This is a genomic window from Ornithinibacillus scapharcae TW25 (assembly GCF_000190475.1).
Classification (GTDB): domain Bacteria; phylum Bacillota; class Bacilli; order Bacillales; family Amphibacillaceae; genus Ornithinibacillus; species Ornithinibacillus scapharcae.
On the sequence record NZ_AEWH01000050.1, the window covers coordinates 66482 to 89155 of the forward strand.

The window sequence follows — 22674 nt, forward strand, 5'->3', positions numbered from 1 at the left end:
CTTTACCATCGTTGTATTTTACGACTTTAGGGATTTTTCTCTTATGGATGTTATCGTTGAAGAAATGGAGATATTCTCCACATCTGTGATAATCTCAATGACAGTAGGTGCATCGCTTTCTATTGCAAGATTTAGTGCATGGCTGAATTCACCGATGGTAGAAACGGTATAACCTTCTGCACCAACTGCGTTTGCTAGTGCTGAGAAGGATACCTTATTCAGATTTGTACCAATTACTCTCTCTGGATAGTGAATCTCTTGATGCATACGAATGGTACCATAACTACTATTGTTAAATACGAGTGCAATAACTGGAACTTGCTCTCTTACTGCTGTTTCTAATTCTTGGAAGGTCATCATAAACCCACCATCACCAGATAATGACACAACAGTTCTATCCGGACGAGCTAACTTTGCGCCAATTGCTGCTGGAAGCCCATATCCCATCGCTCCAGATGTTGGGCCAACATAGGTATGCTTTTCTGTAAATGGATACAATCCATGTAGCCAGCCAGCAAAATTACCGGCGTCATTCGTAATAATTGTATCTTTTGGTAATGCATCTACCATGGCATGAATGACTTGTTTATTTATAACGTCAGTCTCCTTTCCTTCTAAACTACTATTCTCCTGAAAGCGGAGCTTACTCTCTACCGCCCATGAAGACCAAGACTGCGTTAACTTCATGTCATCAAAGGACTTTAATGCCTCCCTCATATCTGCAATAATGGATATATCTGGTGAATATACCTTCCCAATTACTTCCGGTTCAATATCGACATGGATTAATTTTTGTTCCGGAGATAATAAGGAATAATCCTGTGTTGTTACTTCTGAGAGTCTCGTTCCAAAAGCTAAAATAACATCTGCTTGTTTGACCGTTTCAAGAACAGGCCTTGGTGTCCCCAGTCCTAAGTGTCCGGCATACAATTCATGCTTATTCGGAAAAACATCATGCCGACGAAAAGCCGCGAGGACAGGTATCTGATAACGCTCCGCAAAGGCTAGTAACTCCTCTTCAGCCTGCGAAAGTTTGACACCCCCACCAGCAATGATTAGTGGCTTTTTCGCTTGTTGTAGCATGTTCTCAACTAATGACACTTCAGCTTGTGAGGGTGCAGGCCTTGATATCATTATTTCCGGACCAAATTGCATTTCACCTACTGCTGGCAGGACATCTTCCGGTAATGAAACAACTACTGGCCCCGGTCGTCCTGACCTAGCAATTCGAAATGCTCTACTGACTAACTCAGGCATTCTTTCCGGATCCTTTACTTCGACTGCCCATTTCGAGATTGGTTGAAAGAATTGGTCTAAGTCTACTTCTTGAAACCCCTCTCTCCCTCGAAATTTACTATGTACTTGCCCTAAGAACACGACCATTGGAGTGGAATCCTGATAAGCGGTATGAACGCCAATCGAAAGATTAGCCGCACCTACACCTCTTGTCGCAAGTACTACGCCAGGTTTTAACGAGGCTTTTGCATATCCCTCTGCCATAAAAGCTGCCCCACCTTCATGCCTAGCCGAAACGAGATCAATCGAGTCTTCATCATAAAGTGTATCCAGTAATGGCAAATAGCTTTCACCTGGGACACAGAATATTTTTTCGATACCTTCTCTTTTCATACATTCCACTATCGCCTTAGCTGCTGTCATCTTTACTTTCATTTCAATGCTCATGACGGGACCACGCCTTTACAATTAAATTCCTTCATTCTTCTAATCACTTCATCAATTCGTTCCACCTGAACAGATAATGATAGGCGAATATAGCCTTCTCCAGATGGTCCAAATGCTGTACCAGGGGTTACAATTATCCCTACTTCTTCTAATAAACGCTCAGCAAATTCTGCTGAAGTGAAGCCTTTTGGTATCTTAGGCCAAATAAATATAGACCCCCTAGGCTTCTCTACTTCAAAACCTAGCTCTTGCAGCCCTTGATACATTCGTTCCATTCTAGTTTTGAATATTTCACTATGCTTCTTAACATGCGATAAATCACTTCTTAACGCATGGGCAGCAGCTTTTTGAATTGCAAGAAATTGACTCGTATCAATGTTACTTTTATACGTGTGAAGGGCCTTTATTAACTCTTTATTTCCTACTACATACCCAATCCTCCAGCCGGTCATATTGAAACTTTTAGAGAGAGAACCGAATTCAACAGCAAGTTCTTTTGCATGGGGAACTTGGAGAATACTTGGTGCTTTATAGCCATCAAATGTAACAAGATCATAAGCTGCATCGTGAACAACGGCTATTTGATTACTCCTCGCAAATGTAATCGCTTCCACTAATGTATCTAATTCAATGGTTGCAGCAGTCGGATTGCTAGGGTAATTTAAAAACATTAGTTTAGATGCTTTCTTTTCCGGATCAGACAGCTCGTTAAATTTTGGTACATAGTCATTTTGTGCATCCAACGGAAGATATGTACTTTTACCACCTGCTAAGTGTACCGCTGTCTTGTAGACTGGATAACCAGGATCAGGTATCAAAACTGTATCACCAGGGTTAATTACAGCATGGATTAAATTAGCAATACCTTCTTTCGTACCAATAACTGCTAAAATCTCTGTTTCTGGATCAAGCTCAACTCCATAATGATCCTTATAAAAATAGGCAACCGCTTCTCGAAATTCCCTACTACCATCATATGGGGAATATTTATGATTAATAGGATTTTGTACCTCTTCACAAAGCTTATCGATAATAAACTTTGGTGTAGGTAAATCAGGTGCTCCAATTCCTAAATCAATCACATCTATTCCTTGTTCTCTCAGTTCTTCCTTTCTTTTTTGAAACCTTGAAAACAGATACGGTGGCAATTCCTTAATTTTATCCGACACATACATGGTTCTACCCATCCTTCCGTTTCAATATACGAAATGCTATTTCATATATCCGACATCAGTATAATCTTATTAATTAAAATTTTCAATTATTATTAAAAAACTAAATATTTTTGATACAATAATCCTAGAAAGCGCTTACGAAATATTATATATGAGGTGACGACAATGAATACCAGTAAAGAATACGCTATATCCTTGGATAAATTAGATATCTTAAAGCATTTCAAGGATGAGTTTTATGTACCAAGAGATAAGATTTACTTAGACGGAAATTCGTTAGGTCTTCTATCAAAACGATCTGAAAAAGCAGTAATAGAAATATTAAATGCTTGGAAGCAATATGCTATTGACGGATGGACGGAAGGAAACTACCCTTGGTTCTATTTGTCAGAGGAAATTGGGAAGCTTTTCGCATCACTCGTCGGAGCAAAGCCTGAGGAGCTCATTGCAACCGGATCGACTACGACTAATCTCCATCAACTTCTAGCAAGCTTCTATCATCCAAATGGAAGGAAGACAAAGATTCTAGCAGATGAATTAAACTTTCCTTCTGATATCTATGCGATCAAAAGCCAGCTTAAATTAAAGGGCTATGCACCTGATGAACATTTGGTGCAAGTATCTAGTAAAGATGGGAACACGCTTCAAACAGATGACATTATTCAAGCGATGACAGAAGATATTGCAATTGCAATTCTCCCGGGTGTTCTTTACCGCAGTGGTCAAATTTTAGATATAGAAAAAATCACCAAGGCTGCCCATGAACGTGGAATCATTGTTGGGTTCGACTTGTGCCATTCCATAGGCTCCATACCGCATAAACTAGGTAAGTGGGAAGTAGATTTTGCCTTTTGGTGTACATACAAGCATTTAAATGGTGGTCCAGGTAGTGTTGCTGGCATATATGTGAATGAAAAACATCTTGGGAGAGAACCGGGGCTTGCTGGTTGGTTTAGCTCTGCAAAGGATAAACAATTTGACCTTGAGCATGACTTAACACCAGCACATCATGCAGGTGCTTTTCAAATTGGAACTCCACATCTTTTAAGCCTTGCTCCTCTTATTGGTTCATTAGAGATATTCCAAGAAGCTACCATTGAGTCCATTCGTACGAAGTCACTTCAATTGACTGATTATTTAATGGCGCTAATAGAAAAAGAATTACATGGTTATTCATTTGAGATAGCTTCACCAGTTGATCATGCATCCCGTGGTGGGCATGTATACTTAACACACCCTAGTGCAGCAAGTATTTGTAAGGCATTAAAGAATAATGGAATTATTCCAGACTTTCGTGCACCTAACGGAATTCGACTGGCACCTGTTGCACTATACAATACATTTGAGGATGTATGGCAAAGTGTACAAATATTAAAAGAGATCATGGAAGATAAACAGTACAAACAATACGAAAACAAAAGAGGAGTAATTGCATAATGACGAACTGGATAGATATTACACAACCGTTAACGAATGATATGGCGCATTGGCCAGGAGACCAGCCATTCCTATATAACGTTTCCGCAACGAAAGAACAAACAGGTTCCGCAAATGTTGGAAAGATAACAACTAGTGTACATATGGGGACGCATGTGGATGCACCTTTTCACTTTGATAACGTTGGGCATACGATAGACCAAATCCCCATAGGGACTTATATCGGTAAGGCAAGAGTTGTCGATGTAAGTCAGTTTCATTCTGTTACACCTTCTGTTCTACAGAAGATAAATTTAGATGGGATTGAAAGGCTATTACTCAAATCCTCCTTACCAAATAATCCTATGGTTTTCCCAGAGAACCTACCATTACTTGAACCAGATATTGCAAAATATTTAGCAGAAAAAGGTATTCGATTATTAGGCATTGATATGCCATCTGTTGATCCGATTACGAGCAAATCTTTAGATACTCATCATGCTTTGCATAAATATGGCGTTCATATTTTAGAAAACTTAATGTTGGATCATGTGAAAGTTGGGGATTATGAATTAATCGCGCTACCACTTCGAATAGTAGGTGCAGATGGAAGTCCTGTTCGTGCGGTCTTACGTCCATTGAAGGAGGATCAATAGTATGCCAGATAACCATGTAAAGGGTATCTCATCAGAATCTAATCATCCATATACCGACTTCAAGGAAAAAATGACATATGGCGACTATTTACAGCTCGAAACATTATTAGACAGTCAAAAACGACTTTCTGAACACCATGATGAAATGTTATTTATCATTATCCATCAAGTAAGTGAGCTATGGCTAAAATTGATGATTCATGAAGTCGAAGCAGCTACAGAAGCGATTCAGAAGGGAGAATATCAAGGGGCATTCAAAATGCTTGCACGTGTATCAAAAACCCAATCACAGATTATCCAGGCATGGGATGTTCTTTCTACCTTAACACCTGCGGAATATATGGAATTTCGTGAATTTCTGGGAAATGCGTCTGGTTTCCAATCCTATCAATATCGATTAGTAGAATTTGTCTTAGGATATAAAACACCACATATCATTAAAATTTATGAAAAAGATCCCCCATTACATGCTCGATTACAGACTGCTTTTGAAGCACCAGGGCTATATGACGTTGCTATCCAAGCTTTAGCAAAGCAGGGATTTAGCATCAGCCAATCTATCTTAGAACGGGATTTCTCAAAAAAATACGAACAGGATCCAACAGTTGCAGATGCATGGTTAGAAGTATATCGAAATAAAGATATGTATTGGGACCTTTATCAACTAGCCGAAAAACTGGTTGATATTGAAGACTGGTTTCAACAATGGCGATTCCGACATATGAAGACAGTGGAGAGAATTATCGGTCATAAGACCGGGACAGGTGGTACTGCTGGAGTTGGCTATCTTAAGAAAGTGTTAGACCATTATTTCTTTCCAGAGTTGTGGGAGGTTCGTACTAGGTTATAACAGCAATATTAGAAAACTCGTATTCGCTCGACTATTTGCGAATAAATTAGTCTTACTTATGTTGGCGAGTGATTTTTATGCTTACTTACCTATTAAAATAAGAGGATGACAAAACAAAATTAGACGGAATTAAAAGCGAACAATAACCTAATTAAGCACCGGAAATATACGGAGACTCCTGCGGGAAGAAAGGCATAGGTGAGACCCCACAGTGTGTTAGCACGAGGAGGCTCACCGCCACCCGCGGAACGCGAAGTATATTTCCGGTGCGGTTTTTTCCACTATCAATTGTATTGTTCGTATTCTAATTAGGCTAAAATACTTTTGTCCCAGCCTCCACTATATTAATTATTTCCGTTTCCTTTACCATTTCCTTGACCATTGTTACCTGGTGCTTTATTGCCTCCATTATTCCCTTTGCCTTGATTACCTTTGTCTTCGTGTTTTTCTGCTTTATCTTGGAATTTTTCAGCCTTCTTCTCAGCTTTTTCTAATTCCTTTTTAGCCTTTTCTTCAGCTTTCTCTATTGTTTTTTCTGCTTTTTGCTGTGCTTTTTCAGCTTTTTTCCCAGCCTTACTGTTATCTTTCTTCACAACAGATTCTTTTAGCGTCTCTACTTCATTTGATGTATCTTCTTTAGATAGTTCTGACTTTTCATCTGTCACTGGTGCTTCTACAGTAAGTGTTGCCTTTTCTTCTGTTTTGCCTAGTTCAGTAGTTTCTTCTTCTACTTCTATATTCTCAGCTACTTTACTTGCTCTCTTTTCAATCTTCTTCGCAAGTTTTGCAAATGATTTTTCAATATTTTTCATAATTGCTGCTTGCGCTTTTGGATTTTCAATTTTTGCAAGAACAGCAGAAAGAGCAGTAATATTGTTTGCTAGTTTAATTTTCACCTGAGCAACATCTTCGTTAGATTCTTCTTCCTCTATTTCCGTCACTTCTTCTGTTACTTCGGTAGACTCTTCAACAGTTTCTTCTTGCCCTGTTTCTGTTCCTTCTTCCGTTTCCGTTCCTGTCTCCTCAGACTTTTCTCCATCCGTGTCAGCTTCTAGTTTACCTTCCGCTTCCTCTTGATATTCTAGTGCCGTACGAATCAGTTCACCAGCTTCTTCATATTTCTCTTGCTGTATCAGTGAATTTGCTTCTGCTATACGTTCAGCAGCAAATTCAGCTAATAATTGACTTTTTTCAAAGTCATTAAATGTTAAGGATAATTTAATTTTTCTTGCATTAGTTCTACAAAATAAAAGAAGTTCCCAGGAATTAGTCCAGCTTCTACTTCTGCTTCATCCTCGACAGTTACCGTTTCTTCCTCTGTGACAACCTCATCTTCCGCAACCACTTCTTCCTCTGGGATAACTTCTTCTGCAGAATCTTCTTTCGTTGCCAGTTCCTCCTGAGTTTCTGTGATGATTAAATCTTCTCCACTATCCTCAGCAAGGGCAGTCGTTGCACCTGTTGTAATAACGACAGATGCTAATACAGTACTCGTAATGATGCTTGTCAACCTTTGTGAAATTCTCAATTGTTTTTCCTCCCCATTTTCTAATAAATGATTTCATTAAGAAATTTCGCAGTTAAGGACAAGTTTATGTCTCTTTTTGTAAAAAAAATAAAGATAATACTCTCAAAATAAAAAAGCTCCTTAAATATAGGAGCTTTACCATTAATTATCCTCTAAAATACGGAATACAACTTTATATTTTTCTTCATCAAAGAGATCGGTAATATGGACCTTCTTTCCATGTCCAAAAGTAACTTCTGTATCGGTCATTGCAATGACCATTGCTTTCGTATTCATTTCAACATCAAAAAAGACGTCACCGACTATCGGTTTAACTACATCGTCATCACTATCAGATAGATAAGTAATGGATTCGTCCTGGAGTTGTTGTTCCTCTGGGACAAGACTCTTATCATAATAAGCAATTTCTTGACTCGCATCTTTTCTCCCTGGAACAAGAACGACATACTCATGGTGCTTTACTCCGTTATCACGTGTCGTAATGACGCCCATCTCTTCCACACTAGATACTTTTTCAATTGAATTAAGGGAATAGTGATCTAGAAAATCAGGAGCAGGTTTTGTAATTAAGATATAGTCACCAGGGTTAGGTTTCGTATTTTCATCAATCGTGTAGCGCTTCCCATAAAAAATAAAGGTATCATTATGCTGAGGTTTATAAAACGTTATCTCATTAGCACTTGTTAAGACCTGTTTCATATCCTTTAAACGATAGAGATGGATAGATTTTTTGAACATTGGTTTCACCGTATAAACCTTATGTAGCTCATTTTGGTAGAAAACAAATTGACCCTTCCGTACTTGAAAAAGCTTCACCGAAATGCCTCCTAGGAAATTAATAATGATCAGATCAATGGTTGGAACATATACATCCCGTTCCACTTATTTAAGATTGTTAATTATATCATCTGTAACATCGGAGAAAAATAAACAAGTTTATTTTCACCGTACATTCTTATCCATATGCACAAAGGGTAAGTCTGTATTTACGTTTCCTAATATTCGTTTCAATTGAAGATTCTCTCCAGCTAACCACTTACTAAAATCAACTATCACTGGGTCACGATCTCCACCAAGAGCAAACCAAGCTTTTAACTCTTTTGGAAAATAACCCGAAGTGTGTATCGTACCTGCCCAATTTTTATATTGATCAGAGAACACACCCTTATCCGAGTCATTCATCATACGGAACGCTTGATAAGCATCTGTTACATGGTGCTTCTGTTTTTCAATAGCCTCCATTCGTTTAAAGGAGTCATCTAAATGATAGCGATTCTCGTCTTTTAGCACTTCAAAATGGTTCGTACATACATTAGACTGTCTCACATGTGTTCCTCGAGGGGTGGCCTCTACAATATATGTCTCACCAGACTGATCTAAAACAATATAACTAAACGAATGACGATGTGGGACTTCTTGGAGCATTTGTACTGCTTCATCAACATTAGCGCAGTTTTCCAAAACCATTCTTCCAATCATATTACATATAAAGCCATCACCAGGTTTCTTCCGATGCATAAAGTTATACCCCATCGCAAGTCCCTTTTCATTCATCCCATCCATCCTACCAGTTATCCGCTGGGAAGGGCCCACAACCGCATAACCTTGATCGGTTGGTGCAAATAGTGTAAATCGACCTTCATATGTTTTGGGATGATAATCATAATTTCGGATCATATATTCAGAATCGGTGAAAATAGAACAACCACTTCGCATATAATGAAGACGATATCCACCAAACTCCTGTAAAACCTCTTGCATCTCCCATTTTAGAGCATCTTGTAGACCTAGCAGTTCTTCCCATATTGCAGGCGCGAATGGGAGTATTGCATGTTTTACTTCTTGCTCTTCAATATAAAAATGCGGTCTCCTTATTTTCCAAATACGCTTACGGTTTTCGATAGTAAGAGAATCACGTAGCATTTCTCCTTGCATAAAACCAAATTCATAATGGGAACCACGAAATTGAATTACGTCACTATAAATTTCTTTCATTTTTCTCATTCCTTCATATCGAAGTAAAAGGACAGAATCACAATACTGATTCTATCCTTTTTTAGCTTTTGTCTTATTTACTTTCCAATTCCTCCACTAATATAGAAAGCTCTTCCCAACGTTCCATCTTGGCTTCTAGTACAGCCTCGACTCTTTGTTGTTCGGCAAATAACTTTTGTACCTTTTCTGAATCACTTCCCGCTTCAACTATACCAGTCTCAAGCTCTGAAATTTTCCCTTCTAATGCCGCTATTTCATCCTCAATTGAATCCCATTCCTTCTGTTCCATGTAGGAGAGCTTCTTTTTTTGCTTTGGCTTCGGATGTATTTCTATTTGCTTTTGAATTTTCTTTTCAGTAGGTTGATGTGCCTCTTTATATTCACTATAATTCCCGAAGAATGGAGATATTTTTCCATTTCCTTCAAAGACTAGTAATTTCTCTACTACCCTATCTAGAAAATAACGATCATGAGATACCGTTATTACGACACCAGGGAAATTGTCCAAATACTCTTCTAGAACACCTAATGTTTGTGTATCCAAGTCATTTGTTGGTTCATCCAGGAATAAAACGTTTGGCTCTTCCATTAAAATTTTCAATAGATAAAGTCGTCGACGCTCACCACCTGAAAGCTTACGAATATAATTGTATTGCTCATAGCGTGGGAATAAGAACCGCTCTAGCATTTGTTCTGCGGTAATGACATCCCCTTCTATTGTATGGATTACTTCAGCTACCTCTTTAATGTAATCCACTACACGCATATCCCCATCTAATTCCTCATCACCTTGCGTATAATAGCCTATCTTCACTGTTTCCCCAACAATCACTTCTCCACAATCCGGTAAAATTCGTTTAGCCATAATATTCAACAAGGTGGTTTTTCCTGAACCATTTGGTCCAATAATTCCAATTCTATCTCCTGGAATGATTAGCTGACTAAAATCCTGAATCAATTTGCGCTCTTCAAATGATTGATGAATTCCTTGGATTTCAATTACTTTTTTGCCAAGTCTTGTAGAGCCAATTTGGAACTCTACGTTTTTATTGTCCGTATGGAAGGTCTTTTCCTTCATTTCATGTACTCGGTCTATTCTTGCTTTTTGTTTCGTAGTTCTAGCTTTTACACCAGCTCTTAACCAAGCCAATTCCCTTTTTAACGTATTGGCGTGTTTCTGCTGATTACTCCGTTCCAATTCTTCGCGCTCGGCCTTTTTCTCTAGGAACACTTCATAATTGCCTTCATAGACATATAGATTTCCTTTATCAAGTTCAAAAATTTTATTCGTTACACGATTTAAGAAATAACGGTCATGCGTAACGAGTAATAGAGCACCTTTAAAACTTTGTAAATACTTTTCTAGCCACTCTACAGTCTCGTTATCTAGATGGTTAGTTGGTTCATCTAAGATAAGCAAGTCAGCAGGTTGTATAAGGGCTTTAGCTATAGCAATTCTTTTTCGTTGACCACCGGATAGTTCGGTAATTTTTTGATTAAAATTGGTAATACCTAGCTTTGTTAAGATTGTCTTAGCAGCAGTATTAGCTTCCCAAGCCTCATGTTCATCCATCTTCTGTTGAACTTTCATTAAGGCTTCTTGAATTTTAGTATTTTCTGGTTCTTGCTCTAATTTCTGAAGCGTGCTCTCATATTCACGCATTACCTTCATAATTACTGCGTCACCATAATATATCTGTTCAATAACAGATAGCTGTGGATTTAATTCAGCCTCTTGTGCTAAGTACTCTATACGATAATCCTTCGGGGCTTGAATATTTCCAGATTCTGGTGAATCGATTCCTGCAATTACCTTCAAAAAACTCGATTTCCCTGTCCCATTTACACCAATTAAACCGATTCTATCGTTCTCGGTAATGGTACAAGTTAGTTCCTTAAACAGAATCTTCTCGCCATATGATTTATATAAATTTTCGACTGTTAGCATGACACATTGACCTTTCCTTAAAACACCGAATTTAGTTTGATTCTTTTCTACTTTGAATGAATTGCTTTACGAATAAAACAATTAATAGTAATAACCACGATGTTACTAGATAAAAGATGAAACGACTCATTTGATTCATATCGGAATAGAAGAATAGCATTCCTATCCAAATTACTGCAATGATTAATATTTGATAAAGCCACGGTTTCATTTCAATTCCTCCTGTAAATCATTCCAATTATAGTTTACATGACTGTCGTGTATTTTACCATTTGTTCGCTATTTGAGTGGATGCTCGAACATTTCTTTTTTACAGGTAGTAATTATCCATGTGTTAACGTATATACTAATAGGTAAGTACTTAAGTTGGGGGAATTAAATATGCCATTACAGAAAGGGAAGAATAACTGTATTACAGATGTAGCTGAGGTTCAAGTAGGCCATCATACTATATACCAGAAATTGGATGAGGAAGATACGATTTGTACTGGCGTAACAGCCATTCTTCCACATCCTCGGAATCTCTTCTATGAAAAAGTACGTGCAGCATGTCATGTTTTCAATGGCTTTGGAAAAACAGCAGGACTAATTCAAATCGAAGAATTGGGTTTGCTCGAATCTCCAATTATGCTAACCAACACGTTAAGTGTTGGACCGGTTATGGAGGGCACCATTCGCTATATGCTTGAGAAGAATAAAGAAATTGGTGCTTCTGCAGGAACATTAAATGTAGTGGTCGGAGAATGCAATGATAGCTACTTAAATTCTATGAGGTTACAGGCAGTTCGACCGGAACACGCTATCAAAGCAATTGAAAATGCGAGTAATAGTAAGGTAGAACAAGGAGCAGTTGGAGCTGGAAAAGGAATGATTTGCTTCGGCTATAAAGGCGGTATTGGAACTGCATCTCGAGTGGTCACTGCATCAAATGAAAAATATACAGTGGGTTGCTTGGTATTAAGTAACTTCGGTAATAGTGAAGATGCCTTATTTGCTAATTTTCCTGTCAAAAAGAAAAATCCAAACAGTACAGATGGGTCCATTATGATTATAATCGCTACGGATGCCCCACTATATGATCGCCAGTTAAAACGATTAGCAAGAAGAACTGCGGCGGGTCTAGGGCGTGTAGGAAGTCATATGGATAATGGAAGTGGGGATATTGCGATAGCTTTTACGACTGCAAATACATATCAACACAATATCAATGGTCATCTTGAATCTATTACGTATTTAAGGGATGACGATAAAGCAATGAGTCAACTATTTCAGGCAGTAGTTGAAGCTACTGAAGAAGCGATTATTAATTCGTTAAAGTATGCTGAAACAACGGTTGGGAAAAATGGACGTACGATTGAAAAAGCGCCTCTTTAAACAATTATTTGAACGGCTATATATAAAAAACAAGCGGAGTTCAAACTACCGCTTGTTTTTGTATGTTATCTATCCAATATACTTTTCTATCTAGATTTCGTTAAAAATTGCTTTGGTACGTCTGCTTTAAATAGCATTAGCTTTCCACTTACCGGATGGGTAAATGATAATGTTTTTGCGTGTAAACCAAGTCGACCAATAACATTTGTTTTGGCACCATACTTTTTATCTCCTACAACAGGATGACCCATATCACTCAAATGAACACGAATCTGATTCTTTCGTCCTGTCTCTAATTGCGCTTCGACTAATGAAAATTCTTCATTCGACTGAACGAGTCGATAATGCGTAATCGCAAGTTGACCACCTTTATCCTGAACGGAGTACATTTTATGTGTGGAGCTTTCTTTTAAATACGTTTTAATTGTACCTTCTGCTTGCTTCATCCTACCTTCCACCAAGGCAATATATGTACGTTCCTTTACAATCTTTTTCCAATTGTCTTGTAGTTGTCTCTTTATCTTCTCGCTTTTCGCGAACATCATGACACCAGATGTTTCTTTATCAAGACGGTGAACAACAAATACTCTATTCATTGGATTTTCCAGTTTTACATGATTCATTAATTGATGTAATGCTGTTCTTTTCTTTTCCTTCTCTGTCGCAATGGATAATAGTCCTGCATCTTTATTAATGACGATAATGGAATCATCTTCATAGAGAATATTCATCCCTATTAATACACTTTCTTTTACTGCCACCTTATTCTTTAATACACTTACGACTTGACCTGGTACTAGCGGATAATTGTGCTTCGTTTCAATATGATCATCCACTTTTACCTGACCACGGGTAAGAATCGATTTTACTGAATTTCTACTTCGACCTGACATCTGCTGTAGTAAAAATGGTAATAACTCTGTTGACTCGTTCACCTCAAAAAGTAACAATCCATTGCGTGATGATTGGTTTCCTCGCTTTTGCATAGTTATTTCTCCTAATCTTCATCTTTTACATCGATGTCTTCTGGTATTGGCTCATTTAAATATTCCTGAATCATCAATTTATATTTTTCAACTTGTTCAAAATGTGTTGTAAACTGGCTTTTATTCACGAGATACTGTTCCCCGTCATGAATTGCTCTTATTTTACCTTGCAAAATCAATGACTCCACCCTAGCTTCATTCATGGATAAATATTCTGCTAGTACTGGTATTGTAACATACATGAAGAACACCATCCTTTTCTTAATAAAGACCTAGGCTACAAATACAGCCTATCTCCTCTAGTAAAATAGTCCTATATATACTATAATTAATATAGGATTTACAATACTATACAGGAGAATCACGCCATAATGCAAATGGAATTAGATACTATCCGAATTCATTATAAGTTATATAATTCCCCAAAACAAAATACAGAAACTATTGTATTGATACATGGCTTAGGTTTAGATTTAACGATATGGGAGTCAATTATTCCATGTCTACAAGATCATTTCCATATCTTAACATTTGATATAAGAGGTCATGGAGAAACAAGTCATGGAGAAATGAATATAACCTGGGATCTGTTAGTGAACGACTTCTATAGTCTTGTATCTAATTTAAATATTTCTAAGTTTCATTTAGTAGGACTAGGCTTTGGGGGGAACTTAGCAATAAAATTTCTAGCTAAATATCCAAAAATGGTTTCTAAACTTATTCTAACTTCTATTTATATGTACTTTCCAGAGGATTCAACCAGGAAAGAAATCGCGAAAAGAAAACAATTAGTAACTAACGGGGACATGACAGAGCTAACCAAGAATTTGGTTCACCGAATTTGTTATAATCTTACACCTAAACGAGAACTTTTATTAACTAGAGCATTTAACAAAATTAATCCTAATACTTATTTTCATCTGTTCGAGTTACTCAGCAAGACTGTTTCGGTTGAAGAGTTAGAGAAAATTGATTGCGAAGTCTTACTTATCCAAGGAGATAGAGACCCACTTTACCCTATTCAACAAACAAACATATACCAAACCTATCTTAAAAATTCTGTAAGCTATGTTGTTCCGAATTCTTCCAATGTTGTACCTGTAGACAACCCATATACATATGGAATGATTGTCGGTCACTTTATTGAAAAAGGGATATCCAGTTCTTTTATCAGCATACTGGAACAGGTATTGACAAAGAATATCCATGATTTCCAACCTACACCTTTCAGGACATTAGAAATCAAAATCATGAATGGCTTTACTGTCACTTATAAAGGACAGGAAATAGAAGATAAATGGAATCAACGTAAAGCGAAAAATATACTCGCTTACCTAGCTTATCATAATCCATCCACACGTGATGAACTGATAAACGCTTTTTGGGGAGAAAGTGATTTGGTTAGTGCAAAAAACAACCTCCGTGTGTCATTAAATCATCTGAAGAAAATATTGAGTGACCACGACCTCGATGATTTTCTACATATTGAGCGGGAGAACATTAGTCTAACCGGCGATATTTCACTCGATTTATCTGACTATATTCGTTCTCTGCGGATATGCCTTAAGGAAAATGACTTGAAGCGTAAAATAGCTTTATACGAAGAGTTGATTCCAAAATATAAGGAAAGAATGTTTATCGATTTATATGATGATTGGCTCCTTGAGGTTCAATTAGAAATTGAAGGTCTTATTCATACCATTTCGGAAAGCATACGACAAAAGAGGCTCTCCTGAGCCTCTTCTGTAAAGAATGAACTCACCTTAAAGTAGATCGACGTTCTCTATATGCTTCAAACTCTTGCTTTTGAATGTCTAAAGCATTACACAATAGTTCAACAGGATATTTTCCTTCTAATGCTTCAATTGCCCTATATTTTTCTTCTTCCCCTTGCATGAGGATTTCTATATATTTCTTCAATGCTTCTACTTCTACCTTGAGTTCCTCTACTTGTTCCTCAATAGGCGATTTAATCACATGTTGAACGGTATTCGGTAGTGACCTATCAAATGCACTTGGACCATCTTTTCTATATTTCTTGATCCATTCATATACATTATCACGATGTCTTATCCCCAAGTCCGCAATAACATCTTGAACAGGTTGTTCCTCTTCAATTACACGTTTAATTGCTTCTAGTTTTAATTGCTTACTATACCGGCTGTATGGTTGTCTATTTCTGGTCATCCCGTTCCCCCCTAACAGTCCTATGTCTTTACCCTATTAAAACAACTTCATCATACAATATGAACCATTACACTATCATTACAGTAATAGATGAACGTATTCGAAATAATTTACCCCTATTCCAAATTAAACATTTCATCCTATAATACGTATTCCTTCTCTATTTCGTTTCAAAAATCTTCTCCCAATGAAATAACTTACCTGGATCACTTTTTCTTCCAGGAGCATATTCTTCATGTCCAATCACATGAAAACGATCTCTTCCTATTGATGGATATTTTTGATGTAATTGTGCTAATAACCAGGATAGCGATTGATATTGTTCCTCTGTATAACCAATAAGATTTTTATCTAACGCATCATATAGCGCTTCTGGAACAATTGATAACATCTCATCCTTTGTACCAATCCCCATTAACTCAATCCCAATGGAAAATTGATTCATATTATGGGGAAAGAATGGAAGATAAGGAAAACTGCTTCTTCCAGCATGATATGCAACCCGGTAATCTGGTACGAGCTGAAATATCTCCCCACTCCTATCGATTATATAGTGAGTAGATAATCCATACTCCTTTAATAGCTGATATACATCCGTAATTCGATAAGGAGAATCCGGATTTGCTAACACATTGCTTATAGAGTGAATGACAATGGTGGTAACTTCTTCATTTCTTGGTTCCGAATTATCGATTGGTAAATACATTTGATGAACTAACAAGTCATGCCCAGAATGGTATATTTCTTTAGCGGATATCCTAGGAGAAGGGATTACAATCAGGATTATTAGATACAATATGGCGGAATGTATAACTATCTTCATCTTAATTCTCCAATCTTTCAGTTAAATACGTTCCTTTTGTGATTCCTACTAAAAAAGCTTACAATGTTCAGAAGGAAGGGAGAAAAATCATACATGAATAAAAACATTAGATATCCATTACCTGAAAATATAGAAAGTCTTTTAAATGAACGGTTAAACCGTTCCAAAAATTTCCCTGAATTGATTCGTGAAGGCGGGTATATGCCACCCTCTATGGACTTACTTGTAGACGCCATTACTGCCCTTAGTATGGGTAAAAACCTATTACTGAAAGGACCAACAGGTGCAGGGAAGACTAAATTTGCTGAGACGCTATCTAATTTATTTCAGCAGCCTATGTTTAGTGTGAACTGTTCGGTTGATTTAGATGCAGAAAGTCTACTTGGTTTTAAAACCTTATCTTATGAAGGACAAAAACAAGTAATTGAATTTGTTCCAGGACCTGTCATCAATGCGATGACTAATGGAACATTTCTCTATATCGACGAAGTAAATATGGCTAAGCCAGAAACATTACCATTAATTAATGGGGTACTTGATTACCGCCGAACTATTACAAATCCATTTACAAATGAGATGATTACAGCTCAGGATGGATTTGGAGTAATAGCGGCGATCAACGAAGGATATATTGGAACGGTTCCGCTCAATGAAGCCTTAAAGAACCGTTTCATCGTTTTAGAAATTCCTTATATCGAAGGTGAACAGCTTGATCATTTAATCCATGCTAATTCAACGTTGAAAGATGAAACGCTAATTGCTCTTTTCGTTAAATTATCGGCCGATCTGATACAAGCAGTCACACAAGGAAAGCTTTCTGAGGATGCCGCATCGATTCGTGCGCTGTTGGACGCTTGTGACATGAGTGCAGTTATCCCACCAAAACGTGCCATCTTACGTGCCATTGTCGATAAATTGGATGAGGAACGAGAAAAAGAATTTGTAAAGAACTTAGCGGAGACATATTTTAGTTAGGAGAATGAATAATGCAGGTCTTTAATGATGCAAGGGTCGATACTAGTCTTTTCTTACAACTACAAGACCTTGCAACAGTATTATCAGGAGATGCCAATCTAAAATTTGAGTATAGCTATGGTTCAATCGTTGATATTACGGAGTATAAGCTAACAGCTAGTCGTTTTTGGGACAATACAAGTGACATAATTAAATCTGCTGGCTTAAAAACAGATGTCTACTTACGAGCTATTGGAACATTACGATATTCAACGATTCCAGAACTAAAGGAGTTCTTGGAAAATACAGAGGAAAATTCGATTCCAAGGTTCACCAATCAGCTTTTTGCTTTATTGGAAGATCTTCGTCTCGAAGAATTAATCAAACAAGAGCGTCCCGGAACAAGAGGAGCTTTTTCTATACGCAGGGAAGCTTACCAGCATTATTTTGGAACACAATTAGTTGTAAATGCTACTAGAAACTTTCCATTAGACGAGCTTTTCTGTTTAATCTATTTACAGTTAGTGGCTGATAATGCTTTTCCTTCTTTCCCGAAGGCAACAGCGACACAGCTTACACAATTAGAAGCACTAAAGCCAATACTATTTAATGTCTTTGAAGCGAGAAGCACTGCTGACACGACCAGGATCACGGAACAAATTGTGTACAGACTACAAGAGTACAAGGATACACTAAACGAATACTTTGTATTTCCAGTAAACCATATCGAACATGTTGAAAAAAACACGTTGTTTGACGAGTTAACAAGAACAGATCCACTCGTAAATTGTGACTTCGAGGAAGTTGACCAAGACGAGAGTGAATACTTTGATCAAGAGTTTTCGACCTGGCACCGGGAAAATAAGAACGATAACCGGAAGCAAAATTTCCTACAATTTGAGCTAGAACAAGGAACTAAAACCAGTATCCTCGGGGGCGGTGCTCGTGAGACTGAAGACGGTGACCAAGCAATGGCCTCCATACAAGGTGCATCCAGTCAAAGTAAACAAAACGACTACTCTGAAATGGAAACATTAGAAAAAGAGGAATCTGCTCAAAAGGGTGGAAAGTCTGAAGAATTCGGCGAAGAGAATAAAGATGCAGTTAAGCTAGATAAAATGGCAACCGATCCCTCTAAAGAAGACATAGAGACTTACAAAGAATTCGTTTCTGATATCGAACCTTTTAAACGAAAACTTGCCAAGACAATTGAGAAAACCATTGAGCATAAAAAAAATCAGCCGAGGCAGGACCTTGTTTTTGGCCGACTTTCTAAAAAGCTATTACCAATTGTTCTAGATGAAAGTCCAAGAGTTTTCTACAAAAAGAACGAGGATTCAAAGGAATTTGATGCTGTTTTCACACTCCTTGTGGATTGTTCAGCTTCTATGCATAACAAAATGGATGAAACAAAACGTGGGATTGTTCTATTCCACGAGGTACTAAAGCATTTGAAAGTCCCACATTCTATTATTGGTTTTTGGGAAGATGCTAATGAAGTAAAAGAAGATTATCAGCCGAATTACTTTCACCGGATTCACTCCTTTACCGATTCATTCTATCAACAAAACGGACCAAAAATTATGCAATTGGAACCGGAAGAAGATAATAGAGATGGCTTTAGTATACGAGTGATTACAAAAGAACTGGAATCTAGAAGGGAAAAGCATAAGTTTCTTCTTGTTTTCTCCGATGGTGAACCCGCCGCTGCCAATTATGATCAAAATGGAGTGGTTGATACCAATATTGCTGTATCTGATGCCCGTAAAAAAGGCATAGAGGTTATTGGGATGTTCCTAGCGAATGGTGAGATACTAGAACGTGAGGACTCAATCATGGAGAATATATATGGTAGAGAACGTGTCATGATTCCTAGTGTTGCAGAGCTACCAGAACACTTTGCTCCGCTACTGAAGAAATTGTTGTTGAAGATCGTATAGATACAAGGACAAAAGCACATGGCTAGAAATTTAGCTATGTGCTTTTATTACAAGAAAAATAACTATATTATTTGAATCATCTAAGCAAACTCTCCATTAATAACGTTATGGCTTCCTCTATTTTAGCTTCTGATATTCCTGCAAAGCCTAGTATAATTCTTGGTCGGGTGGAATAACTTTTTTCCATTTGATAGTTCGATAGTGGATAAATCCTTACGTTAGCATCCTTGGCTTTTTGCATCAACTCTTCTTCTGTTAGGTTGTTATCTATTTCTAAAACAACATGAAATCCTGATACATCCCCTATCACGTTGACCTCAGCTTGATATGGTTTTAATAATTCGATTGTTTTTTCCATTTTTCTACGGTAGATTTTCCGCATTCTGTTGAGATGCTTTTCAAAATCCCCTTTTTTCATGAAAGAGGCTAAAATATGTTGATCTATCCTCGAAACGCTACATTGAAAGAATGATAACTCTTTTTGATAGCGCTGCATTAACCCTTTGGGAAGTACCATATAACTTATCCGAATGGATGGTATCAATGATTTAGAAAAAGTTCCTAAATAAATAACCTTTCCCGTTTGATCCATACTCTGTAACGATGGGATGGATTTACCACTATACCGAAATTCACTATCATAATCATCCTCTATGATATAACGCTCTGTATCACCATTTGCCCAATTTAATAATTTAATTCTTCTATTAGCAGATAGTACAGAACCATAAGGGAAATGGTGTGATGGGGTGACATACACAATATCAATTGCTTTACCTCTTAGCGATTCAACTTTAACTCCTCTATCATCTACCTCTAATGGATAAACCTCATTAGGGTAATTTCGTAGAATATGCGAGATGACATGATAACCAGGGTCCTCTACACCGTATGAGGCCTCATTCCCAAATAATAAGATTAGTTGCTGTAACAAAATCTCTATCCCAGCCCCAATAATAATTTCATCTGGGGTGCAATGAACGCCTCTTGCTTGATAGAGATAATTCGCAATTTCTTCCCTTAGTGTATATTCCCCTTGTTTATCTCCCATTAAAAGAAGTTCCTGATTCTCTTGGTCGATAATATTTTTAGCATATTTTCGCCACGTTGCAAATGGAAAGCTTTCTGTATCAATTTGACTAGGATGGAAGTTAAAAAGAGCAGCTGGCTCCTCTTCCTTTGGTGGTAATGGCATGCGATTCTCAACTTGAACATATTCCATATCTTCATATGCCAAAACAAAATATCCTTTTCTCGCTTTCCCATCCACATATCCCTCTGCAACTAGTTGCTCATACGCTTTTTCCACCGTGTTTTGACTAATCTTCAAAAATTCAGAGAGCTTTCTCTTGGATGGAAGTTTCGTACCAAAAGGTATTCTTCCCTCCATAATTTCATCTTTTATAAATGTATACAATTGCTCATACAACGGGATTTGACTTTCCCGATTTAAATTACACGACAACATTTCCATTTAATTCGACCCCAAATCTGACCTTATCAAAAACTGTAAAACTGACACTTTTAACAATGCCAACTAACTCTTATAATAAGGGAAAATCTACATAAATCAAAATAAAAAGCGACTTGGAGTGAATAAGATGAGTAAATTAGTTGGTACGGAAACAGTTAAACGAGGAATGGCACAAATGCAAAAAGGTGGCGTCATAATGGACGTTGTCAATGCAGAACAAGCCAAAATAGCAGAGGCAAGTGGTGCGGTAGCGGTTATGGCATTAGAACGCGTTCCATCTGATATTCGTGCTGCAGGTGGAGTTGCTAGAATGGCAGATCCTAGAATTGTAGAAGAAGTAATGAATGGGGTGACCATTCCCGTTATGGCAAAAGCTCGTATTGGGCATATCGTAGAAGCACGGGTATTAGAAGCAATGGGTGTAGACTATATTGATGAAAGTGAAGTTCTTACACCAGCTGATGAGGAATTTCATCTTTTGAAAAGCGATTTCACTGTGCCTTTCGTATGTGGCTGCCGTGACTTAGGTGAGGCTGCACGCAGAATTGGAGAAGGTGCAGCGATGCTACGCACAAAAGGTGAACCAGGTACTGGAAATATCGTAGAGGCAGTACGCCATATGCGTAAAGTCCAAGCACAGGTTCGTAAAGTAACCTTAATGAGTGATGATGAATTAATGACCGAAGCGAAAAACCTTGGAGCACCATATGAAGTTTTACGTCAAATCAAGGAATCTGGTAGTCTACCAGTTGTGAACTTTGCTGCTGGTGGGATTGCAACACCAGCAGATGCAGCTTTAATGATGGAATTAGGTGCTGATGGTGTCTTTGTTGGATCAGGAATTTTCAAATCTGAAAATCCAGAGAAGTTCGCAAGTGCCATCGTACAGGCAACGACACACTACAATGACTATGACTTAATTGGTAAACTTTCAAAAGAATTAGGGGCTGCTATGAAAGGTATCGAAATTTCTAAATTAAATCAACAAGATAGAATGCAAGAGCGCGGCTGGTAACATTATCTGGACCAGCATTTAGAAAGGAAGTGCATGGGTTTGAACAAAAAAAAATCGGTGTTCTTGGACTACAGGGAGCCGTTCAAGAACATATCATGCAAGTAGAAGAATTAGGGCATAACGGAATGATCATTAAGAAACCTGAACAACTCGACGAAATTGATGGATTAATACTCCCTGGTGGAGAAAGCACGACGATGAGAAGACTAATTGAACGTTATGATTTTTTGGAACCAATTCAAACGTTCCATTCTCAGAATAAACCTATCTTTGGAACTTGTGCTGGAATGGTATTGGTAGCTAAAGAGATATCCGATTCATCCGATACTCACCTGAAATTAATGGACATACGAGTGAAGCGTAATGCCTTTGGAAGACAAAAGGACAGCTTTGAAGCAGAACTCCCGATTAAAGGAATGTCTGAATCTTTTAAAGCGGTATTTATTCGTGCACCATATATAGATAGTGTGGGGGAAGATGTTGAGATACTAGCGACCTATAATAACCACATTGTAGCTGCAATGCAAAAAAAGATACTAGTAAGTTCCTTTCATCCAGAATTAACAGATGATACGCGTTTTCTGCAAATGTTTGTAGACATGTTTTAAATGCCTTTACACGCACAAGATGAGTTAACCTCAATCTTGTGCTTTTTGCTTTTCTTCTGAAA

The 22674-nt window shown here is 37.6% G+C and carries 22 protein-coding genes and 1 pseudogene; 9 read left to right on the forward strand and 14 right to left on the reverse strand.

Going from position 1 to position 22674, the window contains the following annotated elements; all coding sequences use genetic code 11:
- Positions 1-18 precede the first annotated feature (18 nt).
- Together G5W_RS0112920 and G5W_RS0112925 are read right to left on the reverse strand one after the other, a co-directional pair.
- Positions 19-1683, reverse strand: coding sequence for a thiamine pyrophosphate-dependent enzyme (locus tag G5W_RS0112920; protein ID WP_010097262.1), 1665 nt, complete (start codon positions 1681-1683; stop codon positions 19-21).
- Complete coding sequence (locus tag G5W_RS0112925) at positions 1680-2858, reverse strand: LL-diaminopimelate aminotransferase (protein ID WP_010097264.1); 1179 nt, start codon at positions 2856-2858, stop codon at positions 1680-1682. The genes G5W_RS0112920 and G5W_RS0112925 overlap by 4 nt, the downstream gene beginning before the upstream one ends.
- 165 nt (positions 2859-3023) lie before the next feature.
- On the opposite strand from G5W_RS0112925, the gene kynU reads away from it, so the two are divergent.
- Genes kynU through kynA form a run of 3 tightly spaced genes read left to right on the forward strand, consistent with a single transcriptional unit; the run spans position 3024 to position 5780 of the window.
- On the forward strand, positions 3024-4295 hold the full coding sequence (kynU, locus tag G5W_RS0112930; RefSeq protein ID WP_010097265.1) for a kynureninase: 1272 nt from the start codon (positions 3024-3026) through the stop codon (positions 4293-4295).
- Positions 4295-4930, forward strand: a complete 636-nt coding sequence (kynB, locus tag G5W_RS0112935) for an arylformamidase (RefSeq protein WP_010097266.1) — start codon at positions 4295-4297, stop codon at positions 4928-4930. Before kynU ends, kynB begins: the two co-directional genes overlap by 1 nt.
- 1 nt (position 4931) lies before the next feature.
- Entirely contained in the window at positions 4932-5780 is an 849-nt protein-coding gene (gene kynA / locus G5W_RS0112940) for a tryptophan 2,3-dioxygenase (RefSeq protein WP_010097267.1), read from the forward strand.
- Between the two features lie 344 nt (positions 5781-6124).
- On the opposite strand, the gene G5W_RS22875 is transcribed toward kynA, so the two are convergent.
- From G5W_RS22875 to G5W_RS0112970, 7 genes and pseudogenes are all read right to left on the reverse strand, one after another.
- Positions 6125-6721, reverse strand: a complete 597-nt coding sequence (locus G5W_RS22875) for a hypothetical protein (RefSeq protein ID WP_010097268.1) — start codon at positions 6719-6721, stop codon at positions 6125-6127.
- 63 nt (positions 6722-6784) lie between these two features.
- Positions 6785-7003 (reverse strand): annotated as a pseudogene (locus G5W_RS24985) (DUF5667 domain-containing protein); the annotation flags it as partial.
- Positions 6988-7308 (reverse strand): hypothetical protein, encoded by a 321-nt coding sequence (locus tag G5W_RS0112950; protein ID WP_010097269.1) that lies wholly within the window; start codon positions 7306-7308, stop codon positions 6988-6990. The pseudogene G5W_RS24985 and the gene G5W_RS0112950, both read right to left, overlap by 16 nt.
- 141 nt (positions 7309-7449) lie before the next feature.
- Positions 7450-8124: a hypothetical protein gene (locus tag G5W_RS0112955; RefSeq protein WP_010097271.1), complete on the reverse strand. Its 675-nt coding sequence runs from the start codon at positions 8122-8124 to the stop codon at positions 7450-7452.
- A 126-nt stretch (positions 8125-8250) separates the two neighbouring features.
- Positions 8251-9303, reverse strand: a complete 1053-nt coding sequence (locus tag G5W_RS0112960) for a C45 family autoproteolytic acyltransferase/hydrolase (protein WP_010097273.1) — start codon at positions 9301-9303, stop codon at positions 8251-8253.
- A gap of 73 nt (positions 9304-9376) precedes the next feature.
- Positions 9377-11251, reverse strand: a complete 1875-nt coding sequence (locus G5W_RS0112965; protein ID WP_010097275.1) for an ABC-F family ATP-binding cassette domain-containing protein — start codon at positions 11249-11251, stop codon at positions 9377-9379.
- 31 nt (positions 11252-11282) lie between these two features.
- A complete protein-coding gene (locus tag G5W_RS0112970) occupies positions 11283-11462 on the reverse strand; it encodes a hypothetical protein (protein WP_010097277.1) in 180 nt (59 codons plus the stop codon).
- Between the two features lie 170 nt (positions 11463-11632).
- Here G5W_RS0112970 and G5W_RS0112975 point away from each other — a divergent pair, with 170 nt between their 5' ends.
- Positions 11633-12625 (forward strand): P1 family peptidase, encoded by a 993-nt coding sequence (locus tag G5W_RS0112975; protein ID WP_010097279.1) that lies wholly within the window; start codon positions 11633-11635, stop codon positions 12623-12625.
- An 86-nt stretch (positions 12626-12711) separates the two neighbouring features.
- Here G5W_RS0112975 and G5W_RS0112980 read toward each other — a convergent pair whose 3' ends face one another.
- The gene (locus G5W_RS0112980) at positions 12712-13611 is read right to left on the reverse strand and encodes an RluA family pseudouridine synthase (RefSeq protein WP_010097280.1); all 900 of its coding nucleotides are present in this window, start codon (positions 13609-13611) and stop codon (positions 12712-12714) included.
- An 11-nt stretch (positions 13612-13622) separates the two neighbouring features.
- Positions 13623-13853 (reverse strand): MerR family transcriptional regulator, encoded by a 231-nt coding sequence (locus G5W_RS0112985; protein ID WP_029191124.1) that lies wholly within the window; start codon positions 13851-13853, stop codon positions 13623-13625.
- 129 nt (positions 13854-13982) lie between these two features.
- Between G5W_RS0112985 and G5W_RS0112990 the strand changes: the two genes are divergently transcribed.
- Positions 13983-15347, forward strand: a complete 1365-nt coding sequence (locus G5W_RS0112990; protein WP_010097282.1) for an alpha/beta hydrolase — start codon at positions 13983-13985, stop codon at positions 15345-15347.
- Positions 15348-15369: 22 nt separating this feature from the next.
- On the opposite strand, the gene G5W_RS0112995 is transcribed toward G5W_RS0112990, so the two are convergent.
- Together G5W_RS0112995 and G5W_RS0113000 are read right to left on the reverse strand one after the other, a co-directional pair.
- A complete protein-coding gene (locus tag G5W_RS0112995; RefSeq protein WP_010097283.1) occupies positions 15370-15798 on the reverse strand; it encodes a transposase in 429 nt (142 codons plus the stop codon).
- Positions 15799-15958: 160 nt separating this feature from the next.
- The gene (locus tag G5W_RS0113000; RefSeq protein ID WP_010097285.1) at positions 15959-16621 is read right to left on the reverse strand and encodes an N-acetylmuramoyl-L-alanine amidase; all 663 of its coding nucleotides are present in this window, start codon (positions 16619-16621) and stop codon (positions 15959-15961) included.
- A 93-nt stretch (positions 16622-16714) separates the two neighbouring features.
- Between G5W_RS0113000 and G5W_RS0113005 the strand changes: the two genes are divergently transcribed.
- On the forward strand, positions 16715-17596 hold the full coding sequence (locus G5W_RS0113005) for an AAA family ATPase (RefSeq protein ID WP_010097290.1): 882 nt from the start codon (positions 16715-16717) through the stop codon (positions 17594-17596).
- A gap of 11 nt (positions 17597-17607) precedes the next feature.
- Positions 17608-19515, forward strand: a complete 1908-nt coding sequence (locus tag G5W_RS0113010) for a vWA domain-containing protein (RefSeq protein WP_010097292.1) — start codon at positions 17608-17610, stop codon at positions 19513-19515.
- 76 nt (positions 19516-19591) lie between these two features.
- On the opposite strand, the gene pdxR is transcribed toward G5W_RS0113010, so the two are convergent.
- Complete coding sequence (gene pdxR, locus G5W_RS0113015; RefSeq protein WP_010097293.1) at positions 19592-20989, reverse strand: MocR-like pyridoxine biosynthesis transcription factor PdxR; 1398 nt, start codon at positions 20987-20989, stop codon at positions 19592-19594.
- Positions 20990-21116: 127 nt separating this feature from the next.
- Between pdxR and pdxS the strand changes: the two genes are divergently transcribed.
- Complete coding sequence (gene pdxS, locus G5W_RS0113020) at positions 21117-22004, forward strand: pyridoxal 5'-phosphate synthase lyase subunit PdxS (protein ID WP_010097294.1); 888 nt, start codon at positions 21117-21119, stop codon at positions 22002-22004.
- Positions 22005-22033: 29 nt separating this feature from the next.
- Positions 22034-22612: a pyridoxal 5'-phosphate synthase glutaminase subunit PdxT gene (pdxT, locus tag G5W_RS0113025; RefSeq protein ID WP_010097296.1), complete on the forward strand. Its 579-nt coding sequence runs from the start codon at positions 22034-22036 to the stop codon at positions 22610-22612.
- Positions 22613-22674: the final 62 nt, after the last annotated feature.

Excerpts from the sequence above, each read along its gene's own strand:
- G5W_RS0113010 (WP_010097292.1), top strand. The coding sequence starts at position 17,608 with ATGCAGGTCTTTAATGATGCAAGGGTCGATACTAGTCTTTTCTTACAA.
- G5W_RS0112985 (WP_029191124.1), bottom strand. The coding sequence starts at position 13,853 with ATGTATGTTACAATACCAGTACTAGCAGAATATTTATCCATGAATGAA.
- G5W_RS0112970 (WP_010097277.1), bottom strand. The coding sequence starts at position 11,462 with ATGAAACCGTGGCTTTATCAAATATTAATCATTGCAGTAATTTGGATA.
- G5W_RS0113000 (WP_010097285.1), bottom strand. The coding sequence starts at position 16,621 with ATGAAGATAGTTATACATTCCGCCATATTGTATCTAATAATCCTGATT.
- kynU (WP_010097265.1), top strand. The coding sequence starts at position 3,024 with ATGAATACCAGTAAAGAATACGCTATATCCTTGGATAAATTAGATATC.
- G5W_RS0112980 (WP_010097280.1), bottom strand. The coding sequence starts at position 13,611 with ATGCAAAAGCGAGGAAACCAATCATCACGCAATGGATTGTTACTTTTT.
- G5W_RS0112990 (WP_010097282.1), top strand. The coding sequence starts at position 13,983 with ATGCAAATGGAATTAGATACTATCCGAATTCATTATAAGTTATATAAT.
- G5W_RS0112920 (WP_010097262.1), bottom strand. The coding sequence starts at position 1,683 with ATGAGCATTGAAATGAAAGTAAAGATGACAGCAGCTAAGGCGATAGTG.
- G5W_RS0112960 (WP_010097273.1), bottom strand. The coding sequence starts at position 9,303 with ATGAAAGAAATTTATAGTGACGTAATTCAATTTCGTGGTTCCCATTAT.
- pdxR (WP_010097293.1), bottom strand. The coding sequence starts at position 20,989 with ATGGAAATGTTGTCGTGTAATTTAAATCGGGAAAGTCAAATCCCGTTG.
- G5W_RS0112925 (WP_010097264.1), bottom strand. The coding sequence starts at position 2,858 with ATGTATGTGTCGGATAAAATTAAGGAATTGCCACCGTATCTGTTTTCA.
- G5W_RS0112975 (WP_010097279.1), top strand. The coding sequence starts at position 11,633 with ATGCCATTACAGAAAGGGAAGAATAACTGTATTACAGATGTAGCTGAG.
- pdxS (WP_010097294.1), top strand. The coding sequence starts at position 21,117 with ATGAGTAAATTAGTTGGTACGGAAACAGTTAAACGAGGAATGGCACAA.
- G5W_RS0112995 (WP_010097283.1), bottom strand. The coding sequence starts at position 15,798 with ATGACCAGAAATAGACAACCATACAGCCGGTATAGTAAGCAATTAAAA.
- kynA (WP_010097267.1), top strand. The coding sequence starts at position 4,932 with ATGCCAGATAACCATGTAAAGGGTATCTCATCAGAATCTAATCATCCA.
- G5W_RS0112965 (WP_010097275.1), bottom strand. The coding sequence starts at position 11,251 with ATGCTAACAGTCGAAAATTTATATAAATCATATGGCGAGAAGATTCTG.
- G5W_RS0113005 (WP_010097290.1), top strand. The coding sequence starts at position 16,715 with ATGAATAAAAACATTAGATATCCATTACCTGAAAATATAGAAAGTCTT.
- kynB (WP_010097266.1), top strand. The coding sequence starts at position 4,295 with ATGACGAACTGGATAGATATTACACAACCGTTAACGAATGATATGGCG.